Origin of the sequence: Ohtaekwangia sp. (assembly GCF_036786105.1) — a bacterium.
GTDB lineage: Bacteria > Bacteroidota > Bacteroidia > Cytophagales > Cyclobacteriaceae > Ohtaekwangia.
In genome coordinates this window covers 1-17,429 of record NZ_DAIQRQ010000008.1, presented here as the reverse complement: position 1 = coordinate 17,429, position 17,429 = coordinate 1, and the positions used below count along the sequence as shown (strand labels likewise).

The window sequence follows — 17,429 nt, the reverse complement described above, 5'->3', positions numbered from 1 at the left end:
CCGGCCAGTCTAATATGGAGTGGTCCATGGAAGCTGCCGGAGATGGCAAGCTGGCCGTGGCACAAGCTAACGATCCCTCTATACGTCTTTTTCATGTAAATAAATCGGCAGCCTCTTTTCGTCAGGTACATGGCGGAGGCACCTGGAAAGTATGTACTCCGGAAAGCGTGAAATACTTTAGCGCCGTTGCCTATTTCTTTGCGAAGAAACTTCAGCAAAACCTGAATGTACCCATAGGACTCATTAACGCAAGCTGGGGCGGAACACCTGCTGAAACGTGGGTGCCTGAAGACCGTATAGCAGCCGATGCAGCCCTGCAGGCAGCCGCCGAAAAACAAGGAGACAACAGGCCGTGGTGCCCGTCCAAACCAGGCGTTGTGTTCAATGCCATGATAAACCCCATCGTTCCATTCCGTATAGCCGGCACATTGTGGTATCAGGGCGAAAGCAACACCAGTGAACCTGACACCTATAAGCAATTGATGGAAACCCTGGTAACATCGTGGCGCAAAGAATTTCTCAACGACTTTCCTTTCTACTATGTGCAGATCGCTCCCTATACCGATTACGGTGTGGATGGCGGTGTACGCATTCGCGAACAGCAGATCAAAATGCTGGAGATACCCAAGACTGGTGTGGTGGTAATTTCAGACCTCGTGGATAACGTGAAAGATATTCACCCGCAGTTCAAGAAACCTGTAGGCGAACGTTTGGCGAACTTGGCGTTATCAGATACGTATGGCAAAACCGGTATAGTATATAAGAGTCCGTTGTATAAATCCATGAAAGTGGAGAAAGGAAAAATCAGGATAACGTTTGATAATGCACCCAATGGTTTGATATCGAAAGGTGGCGAGCCTACTGAATTTCAGATCGCCGGTGAGGATAAGAAGTTCTATCCTGCCAAAGCGAAAATTGAAGGCAACACAGTGGTGGTATCTGCCAAAGAAGTAAAGAATCCTGTGGCCGTTCGCTTTGCCTGGAGTAATGCTTCCATCCCGAATTTATTCAGCAAGGAAGGACTGCCGGTGCCAAGCTTCCGCACGGATAACTAGAAAATATATAGCCTCACCTTCAGTACTTCCGAAAAGAAGTATTCAGGTGAGGCTTCAGGAAAGCGAGGCTGCAAGTACAGCCTCGCTTCTTTTTATGCCAGAGCGTTTTTCATTTAAGCTACCTGAGCAGCCAGTTTCTGCGACAAAACTGATTTCGGTACAGCGCCTACTTGTTTGTCAACAATCTGGCCGCCTTTGAATACAAGCAGAGTCGGGATGCTGCGAACACCGAAACGAGCCGTAACAGAAGGATTCTCGTCAACGTTCAGTTTGCCAATAACGGCTTTGCCATCGTAATCGCCAGCCAGCTCTTCTACAACCGGGCCAATCATTTTACAAGGACCACACCATTCAGCCCAAAAATCCACTAGTACTGGCTTATCGGAATTAATGATCTGATCGAAGTTAGCATCGGTAAGTTCTATTGCTTTTCCCATTTTAGTATGTAATTAAAAGTTTTAAGTTCTTTCTTTTATCGTATCTATCAACCAAACGCAAAGGTAATCTTATTAGTTCAAGGTTCAAGAGCCCAGCATTTCCGGTTCAAAGTTCAAGGTTCAAGGTTCAAGGTTTTAAGTTCAAGGTTAGAAGACTACTTCTACTTCCAGTTCGCCGGCTTTCTTCATCATCTTTACCATGTCGTTAACCGGGTTGACACGAAACTTGCGCGAGATCAGGTCGAGATAAATGTTCTCCTGTTCATCACGTATCTTCAGATACAGTGGTGTATTACCCGAATACTCCTGGCAAACACCTTCAATCTTTACAATCAGGTCTTTCGTTATTTCGCGTGCATTTACTTTCAACTGCACACCTTTGCTTCGCTTTACACCAATCTCGTTCAGCAAATCTATATTTCGGATCTTGAATTCTATATTCTGCTGCCCCCAGGTATTTTTTATCACCGCGCCTTCTATAAAGAGGAACCATCCCGTGTTCATAAAGTTCTTGAACTTCAGGTAGTCTTCCCCAAAGAGTGTAAAAGTATAGTTGCCGTTATAGTCTTCGAGTGTAAACTTACCGAAAGGCTTACCCGTCTTGGTAGTGCGATGCTCCACAATCGATACTATACCTCCCAGCTTCAATTCGCGGCCCAGCAATGGATCAAGCTCTGACAACTGACTGCATGAAACGGTGCAGAACTTATCGATCTCAAATTTAAAGTTATCCAGCGGGTGACCGGATATATATATACCGACCACTTCTCTTTCCAGGTTCAGCTTTTCAATCTCGCTGAAAGGCTCAACAAATTCGATCTTCGGTTTTGGCATCACTGTGCCGGAGCTGCCGCCAAATAAACTCGCTTGTGCACTTGCTTCCTCCTGCTGAGTCTTGGCTGCGTACTTAATTGCTTTCTCCAACAGGTTGATGTCTCCATCTTTCGCAAAAACATACTGCCGGCGATGTATACCCTGGAAGCAATCGAATGCTCCGGACAATGCAAGACATTCAAACGTTTTTTTATTGACGGATCGCTGGCTTACACGCTTGGCAAACTCAAATATATCTTCAAAGGGTCCGCGTGCTTCTCTCTCCTGAATGATTGCTTCTACAGCCGATTCGCCTGCACCTTTAATGGCACCCAAACCAAAGCGTATCTCTCCGGCTTTGTTCACTTCAAAGAATACACCCGATTCGTTGATGTGCGGGCCGAGCACCTTCAATCCCAGGCTTCGGCACTCTTCAATGTGGAAGGTAACGCTTTCAAGATTGTTTTGTGAGTGCGTCAATACAGCGGCCATATACTCTGCCGGATAATTAGCTTTGAGATAGGCTGTATGATATGCTACCAGTGAATAACAGGTAGAGTGCGATTTATTGAATGCATACTGCGCAAACGCTTCCCAGTCGGTCCATATCTTTTCGCATATCTCTTTTGCATGTCCGCGCTCTGCACATCCTTTGATGAATTTGTCCTTCATCTTATCAAGCACGGCCTTCTGCTTCTTACCCATCGCTTTCCGCAGCACATCGGCATCGCCTTTACTGAAGCCTGCCAGTTTCTGCGACAGCAACATTACCTGCTCCTGGTATACCGTAATACCATACGTCTCCGCGAGGAACTCTTCCATCTCCGGCAAATCGTATTTAATGGGCTCGCGACCATGTTTACGATTTACGAAGGCAGGTATATATTCCATAGGCCCCGGACGATACAGGGCGTTCATCGCGATGAGGTCTTCAAATTTATCGGGCTTTAGCTGACGCAGATATTTCTGCATCCCCAAACTTTCAAACTGGAACGTGCCTCCTGTCTCGCCTCGTTGAAATAGTTGATAGGTCTTTACATCATCCAGCGGTATATCATCTACAACAATCGTGATGCCGCGACTCTTCTTTATATTTCGTATCGCTGTATTAATGACTGATAGCGTAGTGAGCCCGAGAAAGTCCATCTTCAGAAGCCCTGCACTCTCCACCACACTGTTATCGAACTGCGTTACCAGCATGTCGGAATCTTTTGCTACCGACATCGGCACAAACTTGGTCAGGTCATCCGGTGTGATAATTACACCGCAGGCATGTGTACCCGTGCTTCGCACCGATCCTTCCAGTACCAGTGCCTGTTTCAGTACATCGGCACGCAGGTCTGATCCATTCTTTACATCCGCCAGCTCTTTTACTTCTTCAATGGCTGCATCGAGCGATGTGCCGGGCTTTTCAGGAACCATCTTCGCCAGCAGGTTCGAATCTGCCAGCGGAAGCTCCATTACACGGGCGCAGTCGCGGATGGAAGACTTCGCAGCCATGGTACCATAGGTAATGATCTGCGCTACCTGTGTCTTGCCATATTTCTCAATCACATATTTCAATACGCGATCCCGGCCTTCATCATCGAAGTCAATATCAATATCGGGGAGTGATACACGATCCGGGTTTAGGAAACGCTCAAAGAGCAGATCGTATTTGATCGGATCCACGTTGGTAATACCAATACAATAGGCTACCGCCGAACCTGCAGCCGATCCACGGCCCGGCCCCACGGATACGCCCATCTCACGCGCCTTTGAAGTAAAGTCTTGTACAATGAGGAAGTAACCCGGATAACCGGTCTTCTGTATAGTCTCTAATTCGAAGTCGAGGCGTTCACGTATCTGCTGTGTAATCTCGGTATATTTCTTTGCTGCACCTTCATAAGTGAGATAACGCAGGTATTCATCTTCCGTATTAAACTCTTTCGGTATATCGAATTTAGGAAGCAGTACATTTCGATCGAGCTTATAGCTTTCGATCTTGTCGAGTATTTCGCTTACCGTTTCAATGGCCTTAGGCAAATCGCGGAAGATGGATTTCATTTCCTCCTGCGACTTGTAATAGTATTGCGTGTTGGCCAATCCATAACGATGACCACGTCCATAACCAATGGGTGTTGATTTGAACTCCCCTTCTTTGATGCACAACAATACATCGTGGGCGTTGGCTTCTTCCTTATCGAGGTAGAACGATTCGTTGGCAGCAAAATATTTTACTCCATACTTCTCTGCAAAGCGAAGCAACACTTCGTTCACGTGATCTTCTTCGGGTATACCGTGACGGTTCAGTTCTATATAGAAATCTTCTCCAAAGAGATTATGCCACCATTTAAATGCTTCTTCTGCCTGCTTCTCGCCTACGTTCAGAATCAGGTGAGGAACTTCGCTGGCAAGGCTTCCGGTAACAGCAATCAGGTTTGTTTTATACTCTTCTACCAGTGCTTTGTCGATGCGCGGATATATACCGTACAATCCTTCAATGAAGGCATACGAACTTAACTTGGCCAGATTGTGATAGCCGTCTTTGTTCTTGGCGATCAACACCTGGTTGTAGCGTTTATCCGGATTGTCTTTGGTAAACTTCAGCTTCTTGCGTTCTTCCGCTATATAAAATTCACAACCTACAATGGGCTTCAGTTCATGATTGAGTGCCTCGCGCACAAATTTGAATGCACCATACATATTACCGAGATCGGTAAGTGCTACGGCTGGCATATTAAGCGCTTTCGCTTTCGCCACCATCGATTTTATATCGGGTGTGGCCTGTAACACGGAGTACTGAGAATGTGCATGCAGGTGAACAAAAGGTTTGTCTGTCATCACCAGCGGCTCGTCCGTCAGCGAATAGGTAACATCCTTTTTCTTTTCCTTTTTCGCAAAGTTGGCAGCATCGAGGTTCGGCTCTTCGTACTCGATAACGTCTACAGCTGTATCATCAAACGGTTTTACTACTTTTTGCTTTATCAGCCCGAAGTAGCATCGTGCTGTAGCCGCCACATCGTATGCCGCATCATGTGCATCACCAAAATCTTTTCCGAAAAGTTTTTCATGCAGCTCCACCAGGCGTGGCATCTTTAAACGCCCGCCTATACCTCCGCTCAATTGGCAAAATTCCGTTGAGGCTATACCCGTATCGATCTTGTCAAGACTGGTAAATTGTTCCGGAGCCAGACTCTTACGAATAAACTCCGCACCGATAATATTGATATCAAACTCAATGTTGTGGCCAACCAGCCGCGAAGTTTTGGAAAGATCCTGAATGAACGTGCCCAGTACCGTAAACAGGTCATGGCCTTCTGCCAGCGCACGCTTGGTAGATATACCGTGTATCTGCTCAGCCTTATACGGTATATCAAACCCTTCCGGCTTTATTATGTAATTATGGTTGGATAGCAGCTTTCCTTTGTTATCGTGCAACTGCCAGGCGATCTGTACAAGGCGTGGCCAGTTGTCGAGGTCTGTGATGGGCGCAGTTTTATTATGCGGAATACCGGTGGTTTCCGTATCAAAAATCAGATACATCAGCTAAAATCAATTAGTGGTTGTTGCATACAAAGTTACTTCATCAAGAATACTTTCCGCTATGGTGTATGTGCTGATGGATAAATTCATTCTGGAAGATTTCGTTCACCTAATCCCTAAAAATAGTTTCAAAGTCTGGAACTCGTTATCCAAAATTGGGAATTTGATTCAAAAATGATTCTAAGAATTAAAATCTTTCATCCACTACAGGGATTTCAAATAACTGTATATCAGAGCATTAATTTTCAGGCGCGATTATTGGCCACTTCCTTCTCAATACTTTATATATATGGATAGCTTGTGGAAGCACTTAACCCGTTTTGTGCGTAAAGAATGGTTCTTGTTGATAGCCGTGGTTGTTATCTCGTTAATTATTCTCTTCTTCGAATTGCTGCTATAGCATGGCAAGTAGCGCTGTATCTTCCTATTTAGAATTTCTATAAAGTACTCTTAGCTTTGGTGAAATAGCCTTTGGAAACTATTTTTCGCAAAAATTCTAGAAGGCATAATTAATATGAATTGGTTCACCACACTTCTTACGAGTTCGCTCGGTAAGAAATTCGTAATGGCGCTCACCGGATTATTTCTGATCACATTCCTGGTGGTTCACTGCACCATTAACGCGATGATTTTCTTTAACGATGGCGGTGCCACCTTTAGCTACTGGGGGCACTTTATGGGGACAAACCTCATTGTCCGGACTTTAGAGATCGGATTGATCATTGGATTTCTGCTGCACATCTATGAAGGGTTGCTCCTTTGGAAACAAAACCGCAGTGCACGTCCTGTTAAATACGCTTACGTAAAGCACCCGGAAAAAAGCAAGTGGTATAGCAGAAGCATGGGCCTGCTCGGCACGCTTATTCTGCTGTTCCTCATCATGCACACTTCGCATTTCTGGATTCCCAACCGCGCGCATCAGTTTGCAGAAGGTGAAGAGCTTCCGCTATACCAAATGATGCTGGATATATTCCAGAATCCATTGGTTGTAGTACTCTACATTATCGGATGTTTCTCACTCTTCTGGCATTTGCTTCACGGCTTTAGAAGCGCATTCCAGTCATTGGGTCTAAACCACGTAAAATACAACCAAACTATAGGCTTCATCGGCACAGCCTTTTCTATCATTGTGCCCTTCATTTTCGCAATGATGCCCGTAGCCATCTATTTCCACTGGGTCAAATAAGTATTCAATACGATTAACAGACAGAAGTTCTCAACGCATAAAGATATGGCTGCACTTGATTCTAAAATTCCAAACGGCCCCCTGGCCGAAAAATGGAGTAACTATAAAGAACATGCTAAGCTGGTAAACCCGGCTAATAAACGTAAAGTAGAAGTAATTGTAGTAGGTACAGGACTTGCCGGTGCATCTGCAGCAGCAACCCTGGCTGAGCTGGGCTATAAAGTAAAAGCTTTCTGTTTTCAGGATTCACCCAGACGCGCTCACTCCATTGCTGCACAAGGTGGTATTAACGCAGCAAAGAATTATAAAAACGATGGCGACTCTGTCTATCGTTTATTTTACGATACAATCAAAGGTGGCGACTTCCGCGCACGCGAAGCCAATGTATACCGGCTGGCAGATGTATCCAGAAATATCATTGACCAGTGCGTAGCACAAGGCGTACCGTTTGCCCGTGAGTATGGCGGCTTGCTTGACAACCGCTCTTTTGGTGGTGCGCAGGTATCGCGTACGTTCTATGCCCGCGGACAAACCGGACAGCAACTGTTACTGGGTGCGTACGGTGCGTTGGAGCGTCAGGTTGGATTAGGAAATGTTGCCATGTATAGTCGGCATGAAATGGTGGAAGTAGTAACCATCGATGGCAAAGCACGCGGTATCATTGCCCGTAACCTCATTACCGGCAAGCTGGAACGTTACTTTGGTCATGCGGTTATTCTCGCAACCGGTGGATACGGTAACGTATTCTTCCTTTCTACCAATGCGATGGGTAGCAACGTTACAGCTGCCTGGAAAGCACATAAAAAAGGTGCATACTTTGCCAACCCTTGCTATACACAAATTCACCCTACTTGTATACCGGTAACGGGCGACTATCAATCGAAGCTTACGCTGATGTCTGAATCGCTGCGTAACGATGGTCGTGTGTGGGTACCCAAAACGAGAGAAGATGCCAAAGCAATTCGCGAAGGCAAAAAGAAACCGGAAGACATTAAGGAAGAGGATCGCGACTACTACCTCGAAAGAAAATACCCTTCGTTCGGAAACCTGTGTCCGCGTGATATAGCATCGCGCGCGGCAAAGGAAGCGTGCGATGATGGCAGAGGTATTGTTCCTTCAGGCTTTGGAGTATTCCTGGATTTTGCAGACGCCATCAAGCGCCTGGGTATAGATGTAGTGAAGGCCCGCTACGGTGAATTGTTCCCGATGTATCAGAACATCACCAACGAAGATCCGCTCAAAACTCCGATGAAGATATATCCTGCGGTACACTATACCATGGGTGGTCTTTGGGTTGATTATGAGTTGATGACAACCATTAAAGGTCTGTACTGTCTGGGTGAAGCTAATTTCAGCGATCACGGTGCCAACCGACTTGGTGCTTCTGCTCTAATGCAAGGACTTGCTGACGGATACTTTGTAATTCCCTATACCATCGGTAATTACCTCTCAGGCGAGATCTTTACGAAACCGATACCAACCGATCACGCTGCGTTTGTTGAGGCAGAGAAAGAAGTACAGGCCCGCTCTGAAAAAATGATTGGCATCAAAGGAAAGAAAACTGTTGATGACCTGCACAAGCAATTGGGCAAGATCATGTGGGAGTACTGCGGCATGGCCCGCACTGCAGAAGGCTTGACAAAAGCCAGAAAGATGATCCAGGATCTGCGCAAAGAATTCTGGAGCGATGTAAACATTCCTGGTTCATTAAATGAGTTCAATCCTGAATTTGACAAAGCCGGCCGCGTAGCTGACTTTATTGAACTGGGAGAATTGATGGTGATCGATGCACTAAACAGAAATGAATCATGCGGTGGTCACTTCCGCGAAGAATACCAGGAACAAGGCGAAGCAAAACGCGATGACGCGAACTACGCTTACGTGGCTGCATGGGAACACACGTCTGTAGATTCAGATCCGGTGATGCACAAGGAGCCGCTGGTTTACGAGAATATTGAAATGCAAGTAAGAAGCTATAAATAATAGGGATCATGAAATTTAACTTAAAGGTTTGGCGCCAGAAAAACGCTAATACGCCAGGTAAGTTAGTAGACTATAGCATTGATAATGTTAATGCCGATATGTCGTTCCTGGAAATGATTGATGTATTGAACGACAACCTGGTACGAAAAGGTGAAGAGCCTATTGCGTTTGATCATGATTGCCGTGAAGGTATTTGTGGTATGTGCAGCATGTATATCAATGGCCGTGCACATGGCCCGCATCATGCCGCTACCACATGCCAGCTTTATATGCGCACATTTAACGATGGCGATACAATTTATGTAGAGCCATGGAGAGCGAAAGCTTTTCCTGTAATCAAAGATCTGGTGACTGACCGTGGCGCGTTCGACCGCATTATAGCAGCGGGTGGTTTTGTGAGCGTAAATACAGGTCAGGCACAGGATGCCAACAATCTGCCGGTAAATAAAGATGACGCAGAGAAGGCAATGGACGCAGCAGCTTGCATTGCTTGTGGTGCCTGCGTGGCCGCCTGTCCTAACTCGGCAGCCATGCTGTTTGTATCTGCTAAAATTTCACAACTGGCTCTGTTACCACAAGGCCAGCCTGAACGTGCCCGCAGAGCGCAGTCTATGGTAGCGCAGATGGACGATGAGGGTTTTGGAAACTGTACCAACATTGGAGCATGCGAAGCCGAGTGCCCGAAAGAGATCAAATTGACGAACATTGCACGCATGAACCGCGACTACTTTAGCTCATCGCTGGGTTCTCCTGAAATTGTTGCGAACGACTAAGACGATCAAAAGAAGTATTATCTCCTATAAATTAAAAAAGGCTGAGTACATCAGCCTTTTTTATTGGTATAGATTAACTACTACTCCCCTGTATAGCTATTTTCAGAGCCTCAATGCGTTCATTTTACACATCATTGAAAATTTGGAGCTTTCCGGAAATTAAAACCCTCGCCAAAACGTATTAAAATCAGACCCCGACCATTTTAAAACGATTGTTTAGATTTTTACTTTTTATAGATTTGTCGGTAACCAATTGGAAGTAGTGAGCAACGCCATCGTCATAATTCCTACCTATAAGGAACGGGAGAACATCCGCTCGATTATTGATACTGTCTTTGGCTTGCCTAAAGATTTTGATATTCTGATTGTAGATGACAATTCGCCTGATGGAACTGCCGAGATCGTAGAAGAAATGCAGGCAGCTTACAATACTACCCAAACCAGGCTTCACCTGCTGAAACGCCCCGGTAAGCTCGGGCTGGGCACAGCCTATATCACCGGTTTTAAATTCGCGCTTGAAAGAGGCTATGATTTCATCCTGGAAATGGATGCAGATTTTTCGCACGACCCGAAGGATCTTGTGCATCTATATCTCTCATGCGCAGAATTTGGCAGCGATGTTTCCATCGGTTCGCGTTATGCTACCGGTGTAAACGTAGTGAACTGGCCTATGGGGCGCGTGCTGCTCTCGTACTTCGCCAGCAGTTATGTAAGGCTCATCACCAGCATTCCGGTGCGCGATACTACCGCCGGTTTTGTTTGCTATAGCCGCAAAGTATTAGAGACGATTCCACTCCACCAGATAAAATTCGTTGGCTACGCCTTTCAGATTGAAATGAAATTCATTGCGTGGAAGTATGGCTTCATACTGAAAGAAGTGCCGATCATCTTTACCGATCGCACACGCGGTGAATCAAAAATGTCGCCCGGCATTTTTAAGGAAGCTTTCTTTGGTGTATTGCAGATGACAATCCAGAGCTGGTTCCGGAAATATATACCGGCACAATCCTGAAAATAAAAATTGGTTGACCAGTTTCCCAATCAACCAATTCAAACTCTTTCGTTTAGCGTTTAGTCTTGTAAGCCAACAAAGGTAATGGGTCCTACGTGCGACTTCACCAGTTCCAGATCCGGTTCGGTGATCTCCGCTTCGTAGCCATCCTCCTTAAGCATGTTGAGAATGTCTTCCGCAGCCTCGCGCTGTTTGTAAATGTGGTAATCCTCACGGGCAAACACCGGGTAGCGTCCCAGCTTTTGCTCGCGATCAACAAAGTTAAAGCCACATAAGTAAAGTTTGCTGTTTGCGTGCTGGATGCGGTACAATGGCATCTGCGGATATTTCTGCAGCCACTCCACTACGTCCTCACGCGTTCCTTGAACAATTTCCGTCAACTTGAAAATTCGCATAACCTCTCCCTGATTGGGTTTGTCCAACATGCGGAGATCGAAATTGTGAACATAAGCTGACAGTCCAACACATCCGCACAATACCATGAGCGGATTCTGTGCATCACCGTGCAACCGCACATCGAGGTTCTTGGCATTAAAAAACGCCTGAAGCCTGCGGTTTCGTTTCTGGATAGTTGATGTCAGGTCGGGCCTGACAGGATTCTTGAATTTTAATTGCATGACATTAAAACATTTCTGTATAAGGTGGGCTCCTTACTTTAACAAAAGTAGAAAATTATTTGAAGTTTAAACGATTATTATTGCTGATTAACATTAATCAAATCGGATCGCCTTAATCGGGCTTATTCGGGTAATCACCATCGTGGGAATCAATAGCACCACTGTAACGACCAAAAACGTAGTAAGGTTGAGCAAACCCACTATTTCCCAATGCCAACTGATGGGCACCACGTGCATGTAATAATCATGTGGATTCAATTTAACAATTTTAAACTGATACTGCAGGTAACATAAACCAAGGCCAATAGCATTGCCCAGCAGCAGGCCTTTCATGATGAGGCTGATACCCTGATAAACAAAAACAGATCGTATCAGACGATCGCCTCCACCCAACGCTTTTAACATGCCAATCATCTGCGTACGTTCCATCACCAGGATCAGCACTATCGAAATCATATTCACGCACACCACCGTTAAAATAATGCCAAGCAATATGTTTACCTGGCGGCTCAGCAGGTTCAGCCACTCAAACACCTGCTGGTAACGGTCACTCACCCGCTCTATATTCTGATCAAAATCCATTGCCTGACCAATGGCTTGCCCGGCATCATCAATGCGGTCCACATTATCGGTATAAACTTCAACGCCACCGGCAAGACTATCAGACCAATCATTGAGACGTTGGATCAGGCGAATATCTCCCATGATCACCTTGCTATCAAAATATTCCGACAGGTTGGTTTCATAGATGCCTGTTACCTTGAGCTTGCGGAAGCGTGGAGGATTTTGAAAGAAATGGATGATGATGTCGTCACCAACTTTCAGGTTGAGCTTGGTAGCAATAATCTTACTGATCACCACCTGGCGTGCATAACCGGAATCGGGGAACTGGATAAATTCACCTTCCAGTAAATTTTCTTTGAAAGACTTTACATCGAAGCTTTTGCCAACGCCTTTCATCACCACACCGAGTATATCAGTATCGGTTTTTACGAGCCCCGCTTTGTGTGAGAACTCCTGCACATGACGAACATGCGGATACCGCTCGGGATGTTGATATACATCGATATAAAAATTCATCGGCTGCTCATCCGTTGAATTGTTCATCGTAAACTTCGTAATGATCAGGTGCCCGCTGAAACTATATATTTTGTTCTTTACCGTTTCCTGAAAACCTTTCATAATCAGAAATGAAACAATAGCAGCACCTAAACCTATACCGATACTGAAAATAGCAATGCGATGAATAGTGGATGAGAAGCCCTGCTTTTGTTCAAGGCTTATTCTTTTGGATATGAAGTACGAAAGGTTCAACTCTTCTTACTAACTTTTCAGCGCCATGGCTGATGCAAATTAAAGCTTCAAAACGCCATAATCAAATAAGCGTTTGCCGTAGGCTCATATTCCGATTTCTATGAAGGTAAAAATAGCTTCTACACTCTTCTCTCTATTGGCCATGGCTCTCGCATGCAAAAGCCCGAAGACGACCTCGGCACCACCCGTGCCAGAGCCTCCTCCGGTTACACAGCAACAGCCTGCGCCCGCTGCTAAAATCGACACTCGACTTGTACTGGGGGCTGAACAACTGGATATACTTTTGCCCAAGCTTGGTACACAGCGTGTAGCCCTGGTGGTAAACCAGACTTCGGTGATTGGTAAAACGCATCTGGCCGACACACTGAAAAGCCGTGGTGTAAACCTGGTAAAAATCTTTGGCCCCGAGCACGGCTTTCGCGGAGCTGCTGCCGATGGCGAGCATGTGAAAGATGGCGTAGACACCCGAACGGGACTTCCGGTAGTTTCACTTTATGGAAAGAATTACAAAGCAACACCGGCACAATTAAGCGATGTTGACATTGTGATCTTCGATATACAAGATGTAGGCGCGCGCTTTTATACATACATCAGCACCATGCACTATATGATGGAAGCCTGCGCAGAGAACAACAAGAAAATGATTATTCTCGATCGCCCCAACCCGAATGGCTATGTGGATGGACCGATCAATCAGACACCGTTAAAGTCGTTCGTAGCCATGCATGCCATACCCATTGCGCATGGCCTTACCGTGGCAGAGCTTGCCAAAATGATAAACGGTGAAGGATGGCTTGCCAATCATGTAAAGTGTGATATCGACATTATTCCCATGAAAAACTGGAAGCATACCGATGCATACTCGCTTCCAGTCAAGCCTTCTCCCAATCTTCCCAATGACCAGGCTATACGTTTGTATCCATCCATCTGTTTGTTTGAAGGAACAGTAATCAGCCTTGGTCGCGGAACGCAGATCCCCTTCCAGGTGCTCGGCAATCCCGAATTAAAGAACATGCCGTTTCAGTTTACACCCGTCAGTATACCGGGCATGTCCGTTACACCACCACTCGAAAACAAGGTTTGTTATGGACTCGATCTGCGAAATGTACCGGTAGAAAGAAGAATCGATTTGAAATACCTTATACAACTATACAATGCGTATCCTCAGAAAGAAAAGTTTTTCCTCCCCTACTTTGATATATTGACGGGGAATACGGTGTTGAAGCAACAGATAAAAGATGGTTTAACGGAAGATGAGATTCGCGAGACCTGGAAAGCCGATTTGGACAGTTATAAACTGAAGCGAGAGAAATACCTGCTATACCCATGACGAAAGCTGAAAAAGTACAAGACATTCTCTCTATACTCGATCACTATTTTCCGAATCCTGAGGTACCGTTGCATCACAAGGATGCCTATACTCTATTGATCTCCGTATTGCTCTCCGCACAATGTACCGATGAGCGCGTAAACAAAACGACCCCGGGACTTTTCAAGCGTGCTGACAATCCCTACGACATGGTAAAGATGTCGCAGGAGGAGATTCGCGAGATTATCCGTCCTTGCGGATTATCGCCAATGAAATCGAAAGGTATATATGGGCTGTCGAAGATATTGATTGATAAATATAATGGTGAAGTGCCTGGTACATTTGAAGCGCTGGAAGAATTACCGGCAGTAGGTCATAAGACTGCCTCCGTTGTTATGACACAATGGTTTGGATTACCTGCTTTTCCGGTCGATACGCATATACATCGCCTGGCATATCGCTGGGGGCTAACCAATGGCAAAAGCGTTGAGCAAACCGAGCACGACCTGAAGCGACTCATCCCCAAAGAAAAATGGAATAAGGCACACCTTCAGATTATATACTTCGGCCGAAAGTTCTGCCCCGCCCGTGGACATGTATGGACGGATTGCCCTATCTGCTCCAAGTATATGCGAAAAGATTTGCGGGATTAAGGCAGATATACACGTTTTCAACTTATGGCAGTAACTAGATAAGATGAACCAAGGATTATATGTGATATTGTTATTGGGTTTAATCAGCTGTAAAACGCCAGTTGATAAATTACCAGACAATGAATTGAGAGGAAAATGGATAGTCAATCAAATAGTTGAGAGGGATTCGACATTAGTAAATGATACATTACCTGGCTATAATTCAGATGAGCAATTAAGTGGATCTCTTTTTTACAAATCCAAAGAATTGGGATCAACAATTGAGCTACTCGAGAATGGCACCTTGAAGACAAAGTTAGTTTTTACAAACTTTGGCACACTCACGTGGACAACTAACAAACAAATGGACTCACTCAATCTCAAACTAACAAATGTAAAAGAAGAGAGCTTGATCGCTGACGGAACGGTTAGCAATAAAGGAGAACTATTTCTTTACGAAGGGACGATTAAATTCGTGGACCACGATAACATTGATTGGATATTGTCTGATGGACGAATATTTAAACTAATGAGGAAACCACACCATAAAGATATATAAGTGTGTTGTGCATTTATATACCGGCGTAGACTAAAGTGAAACCAAAAAAAATTATCCCAAACTACCGCAAGTTTTCAACTTACACTAATTAACGCGAGCCTTCAGCTTGTCACAAGTTACGTCGTTAAACTGCGATGACCTTAGTATATTGCAGGTTCAGTGCCCTCTGTCGAATAACTCCAAACTTTATTGGCAATACAATTGTGACAGAATCTGGCTGACACTTGAAAATATAAGAGGACAAAAATCCATAATTGACGAAGTACCGGTTGAGCTATACGTTTATACTTACCGACTTGGATTTCATTTAATCAGGGAATTTAATGGTAGCCTGATTAGGAGTGGCTGTACTGCTAATGGTCCCTGCATCTATACGCTAGTTGATAAGACTACTGGGGAAAAGGTTAAAGAATTTCAACAACTCATTTGTATTGACACCGATATACAAGACGATGCAAAATACCTGTTTGATTTTGTAGTTTATGCTGACTCAAACTACAAGAACCTGGTTATTGAATTCATTGACACAAAGAAAAAACTGGTAGTGCCGTTCGATTTTCAGAAAAATGATTTAACAGCAAGAATACCAGAATTTCAGTTTAACGAAATGGAACTATACGGCAACGTGTTGACGCTTTTTTATAAAGGAACCGACAGTGAGGAGCTCAATTTTAAAATAAACTTGAACAAGTGAAAAATACAGCCGCTAACAATATATATAAATCATGCCGACAGAGTCTCAGATTAATTATTAATTTCGTCTTCTGGACACCTTAATGAGAATGTTGTGCGTAATATGGCCGGGCAAATTATTTTTTCGATATTACAATGAAACAAAAATGGTTAACGACAAAAATTGAGCACGAAGGGTTCCCTCTGTATCTAAGAAAACCTGACTATCAAAACATCTTTGTTTACCAAAGTAATCTTCCCAACATACTACGGGTGACACAAAAACTAAGAGTAGTCAAAAGTAACGGGCTTCCTGAATCGGATTACAATATGTCACTGATTGACTTTGATGGACAAATGTGTAACCTATTCAAAGAAACAAATGACGGACTTATTTTTCTCATCGAGACATTCGGTGGAGAGAGGAGCTACTATTATTTCATTTCAGATTCAGTTGATCACGATGGGCTAATTCAGGAAATAAGAAACAAGAACAAAGACATAGAATTGGAAACGCATTCATATTCCGATAACGGCTGGGGCTTTATTAAGTATTACCCAATAAAATTATACTAAAAATCAAGCACGACCACAAGTGATAATCTTTCCGATTGACGATACGATGAGCAATCAACTGGGATTTAAAAATCATTCGGTTATGGCAAAGAAGGTTTGACCAAGGAAAAAAAGAAGTATATGTTTTAATTAACTTATGACAAAATTTTTAGCGGCCGTCATTCTTTCCGCAATTGCTATCAATGTAAACGGGCAAATCAGCTTGGGAGTGAATAGTGGTATCAGTAGAACAACCCTTTCAGACGAAACATTAAACAGGGATCGTTGGAACGCCGGTATCGGATATCGGGCTGGAGGATTTTCTGAAATGAGTTTTGGTAAAGTGGGACTTCGCCTGGAAATGGATTATTCCTTTGTAACTATTAAGGGTACATTTAACGACAAGATAAACCTTCACTATATATCGGTCCCTCTGACGTTTTTCTATAAACCAGTTAACCGGTTAAAAATTCTTGTTGGTCCCGAAGTTAAATTTCTTCTGCACCAGCATGGTCCAAATTTCTCCATGAGCTATGGCGAAGAAGACTTTAAAAAAACAGACTACGGTGCACATATGGAGATTGAGTTCCTCGTAACGAAAAAATTAGGCGTCTATTTCAGAGATTATTTAGGATTCCAATACAATGGAGAAACTATGATACTTCAAACCCAAACGACTACAGGATTAAACAAGCTGAATATCTGGGGAGCTGGAGTAAGTTATTACCTGAAATAGATTAGAGCAGAACAACTCTCCTGCTCCCGCAAGTTTCAACTTGTGGGAATGGTTAATACAAGCTTTCCGCTTCTCAGGGCACAAGTTAAAAAGTTGTCTTAGCCCTAGTCGCACGTTGCGCTTGCTAGATTTGTAGCAATAAAGAGATTCGTTTTCCCGCTCCTGTTATACGCCTCCGTAAATCACCATTCGCTGCAAAAAACAAATGCCGAACGTGGTCAACGTCCGGCATTGCCTTGCGCGATCCCAAC

At 44.4% G+C, this 17,429-nt stretch carries 15 protein-coding genes; 11 read left to right on the top strand and 4 right to left on the bottom strand.

Annotated features, from left to right (window positions below; translation table 11 throughout):
• Positions 1-1,055, top strand: a 1,055-nt coding sequence (locus tag V7Q33_RS05910) for a sialate O-acetylesterase (RefSeq protein ID WP_333819210.1), incomplete at its 5' end; no start/stop codon positions are given.
• Positions 1,056-1,168: 113 nt separating this feature from the next.
• Here V7Q33_RS05910 and trxA read toward each other — a convergent pair.
• Both trxA and dnaE read right to left on the bottom strand, forming a co-directional pair.
• On the bottom strand, positions 1,169-1,492 hold the full coding sequence (gene trxA / locus V7Q33_RS05905; RefSeq protein WP_331979695.1) for a thioredoxin: 324 nt from the start codon (positions 1,490-1,492) through the stop codon (positions 1,169-1,171).
• A 147-nt stretch (positions 1,493-1,639) separates the two neighbouring features.
• Entirely contained in the window at positions 1,640-5,830 is a 4,191-nt protein-coding gene (gene dnaE, locus V7Q33_RS05900; RefSeq protein ID WP_333819209.1) for a DNA polymerase III subunit alpha, read from the bottom strand.
• 514 nt (positions 5,831-6,344) lie between these two features.
• Here dnaE and V7Q33_RS05895 point away from each other — a divergent pair.
• From V7Q33_RS05895 to V7Q33_RS05880, 4 genes are all read left to right on the top strand, one after another.
• Complete coding sequence (locus V7Q33_RS05895; RefSeq protein ID WP_331979691.1) at positions 6,345-7,016, top strand: succinate dehydrogenase cytochrome b subunit; 672 nt, start codon at positions 6,345-6,347, stop codon at positions 7,014-7,016.
• A 45-nt stretch (positions 7,017-7,061) separates the two neighbouring features.
• Complete coding sequence (locus V7Q33_RS05890) at positions 7,062-8,999, top strand: fumarate reductase/succinate dehydrogenase flavoprotein subunit (protein WP_331979689.1); 1,938 nt, start codon at positions 7,062-7,064, stop codon at positions 8,997-8,999.
• Between the two features lie 8 nt (positions 9,000-9,007).
• Positions 9,008-9,772, top strand: a complete 765-nt coding sequence (locus V7Q33_RS05885; protein ID WP_331979687.1) for a succinate dehydrogenase/fumarate reductase iron-sulfur subunit — start codon at positions 9,008-9,010, stop codon at positions 9,770-9,772.
• Positions 9,773-10,034: 262 nt separating this feature from the next.
• Positions 10,035-10,784 (top strand): polyprenol monophosphomannose synthase, encoded by a 750-nt coding sequence (locus V7Q33_RS05880; protein WP_331979685.1) that lies wholly within the window; start codon positions 10,035-10,037, stop codon positions 10,782-10,784.
• A gap of 59 nt (positions 10,785-10,843) precedes the next feature.
• Here V7Q33_RS05880 and V7Q33_RS05875 read toward each other — a convergent pair whose 3' ends face one another.
• Entirely contained in the window at positions 10,844-11,401 is a 558-nt protein-coding gene (locus V7Q33_RS05875; protein ID WP_331979683.1) for a hypothetical protein, read from the bottom strand.
• Positions 11,402-11,494: 93 nt separating this feature from the next.
• A complete protein-coding gene (locus V7Q33_RS05870) occupies positions 11,495-12,715 on the bottom strand; it encodes an ABC transporter permease (RefSeq protein WP_331979681.1) in 1,221 nt (406 codons plus the stop codon).
• Between the two features lie 100 nt (positions 12,716-12,815).
• On the opposite strand from V7Q33_RS05870, the gene V7Q33_RS05865 reads away from it, so the two are divergent.
• The 6 genes from V7Q33_RS05865 (at position 12,816) to V7Q33_RS05845 (ending at position 17,178) form a co-directional block, all read left to right on the top strand.
• Positions 12,816-14,045 (top strand): exo-beta-N-acetylmuramidase NamZ family protein, encoded by a 1,230-nt coding sequence (locus V7Q33_RS05865; protein WP_333819206.1) that lies wholly within the window; start codon positions 12,816-12,818, stop codon positions 14,043-14,045.
• Entirely contained in the window at positions 14,042-14,677 is a 636-nt protein-coding gene (gene nth / locus V7Q33_RS05860) for an endonuclease III (protein ID WP_333819205.1), read from the top strand. Before V7Q33_RS05865 ends, nth begins: the two co-directional genes overlap by 4 nt.
• A 43-nt stretch (positions 14,678-14,720) precedes the next feature.
• Positions 14,721-15,215 carry a hypothetical protein gene (locus tag V7Q33_RS05855; protein WP_333819204.1) on the top strand — a complete coding sequence of 165 codons (495 nt, stop codon included), beginning with the start codon at positions 14,721-14,723 and terminating at the stop codon, positions 15,213-15,215.
• Between the two features lie 106 nt (positions 15,216-15,321).
• On the top strand, positions 15,322-15,909 hold the full coding sequence (locus tag V7Q33_RS05850; RefSeq protein ID WP_333819202.1) for a hypothetical protein: 588 nt from the start codon (positions 15,322-15,324) through the stop codon (positions 15,907-15,909).
• Between the two features lie 134 nt (positions 15,910-16,043).
• Positions 16,044-16,463 (top strand): DUF695 domain-containing protein, encoded by a 420-nt coding sequence (locus V7Q33_RS23385; protein WP_442945908.1) that lies wholly within the window; start codon positions 16,044-16,046, stop codon positions 16,461-16,463.
• Positions 16,464-16,599: 136 nt separating this feature from the next.
• Positions 16,600-17,178, top strand: coding sequence for a porin family protein (locus tag V7Q33_RS05845; protein WP_331979670.1), 579 nt, complete (start codon positions 16,600-16,602; stop codon positions 17,176-17,178).
• The last annotated feature ends 251 nt before the right edge of the window (positions 17,179-17,429 follow it).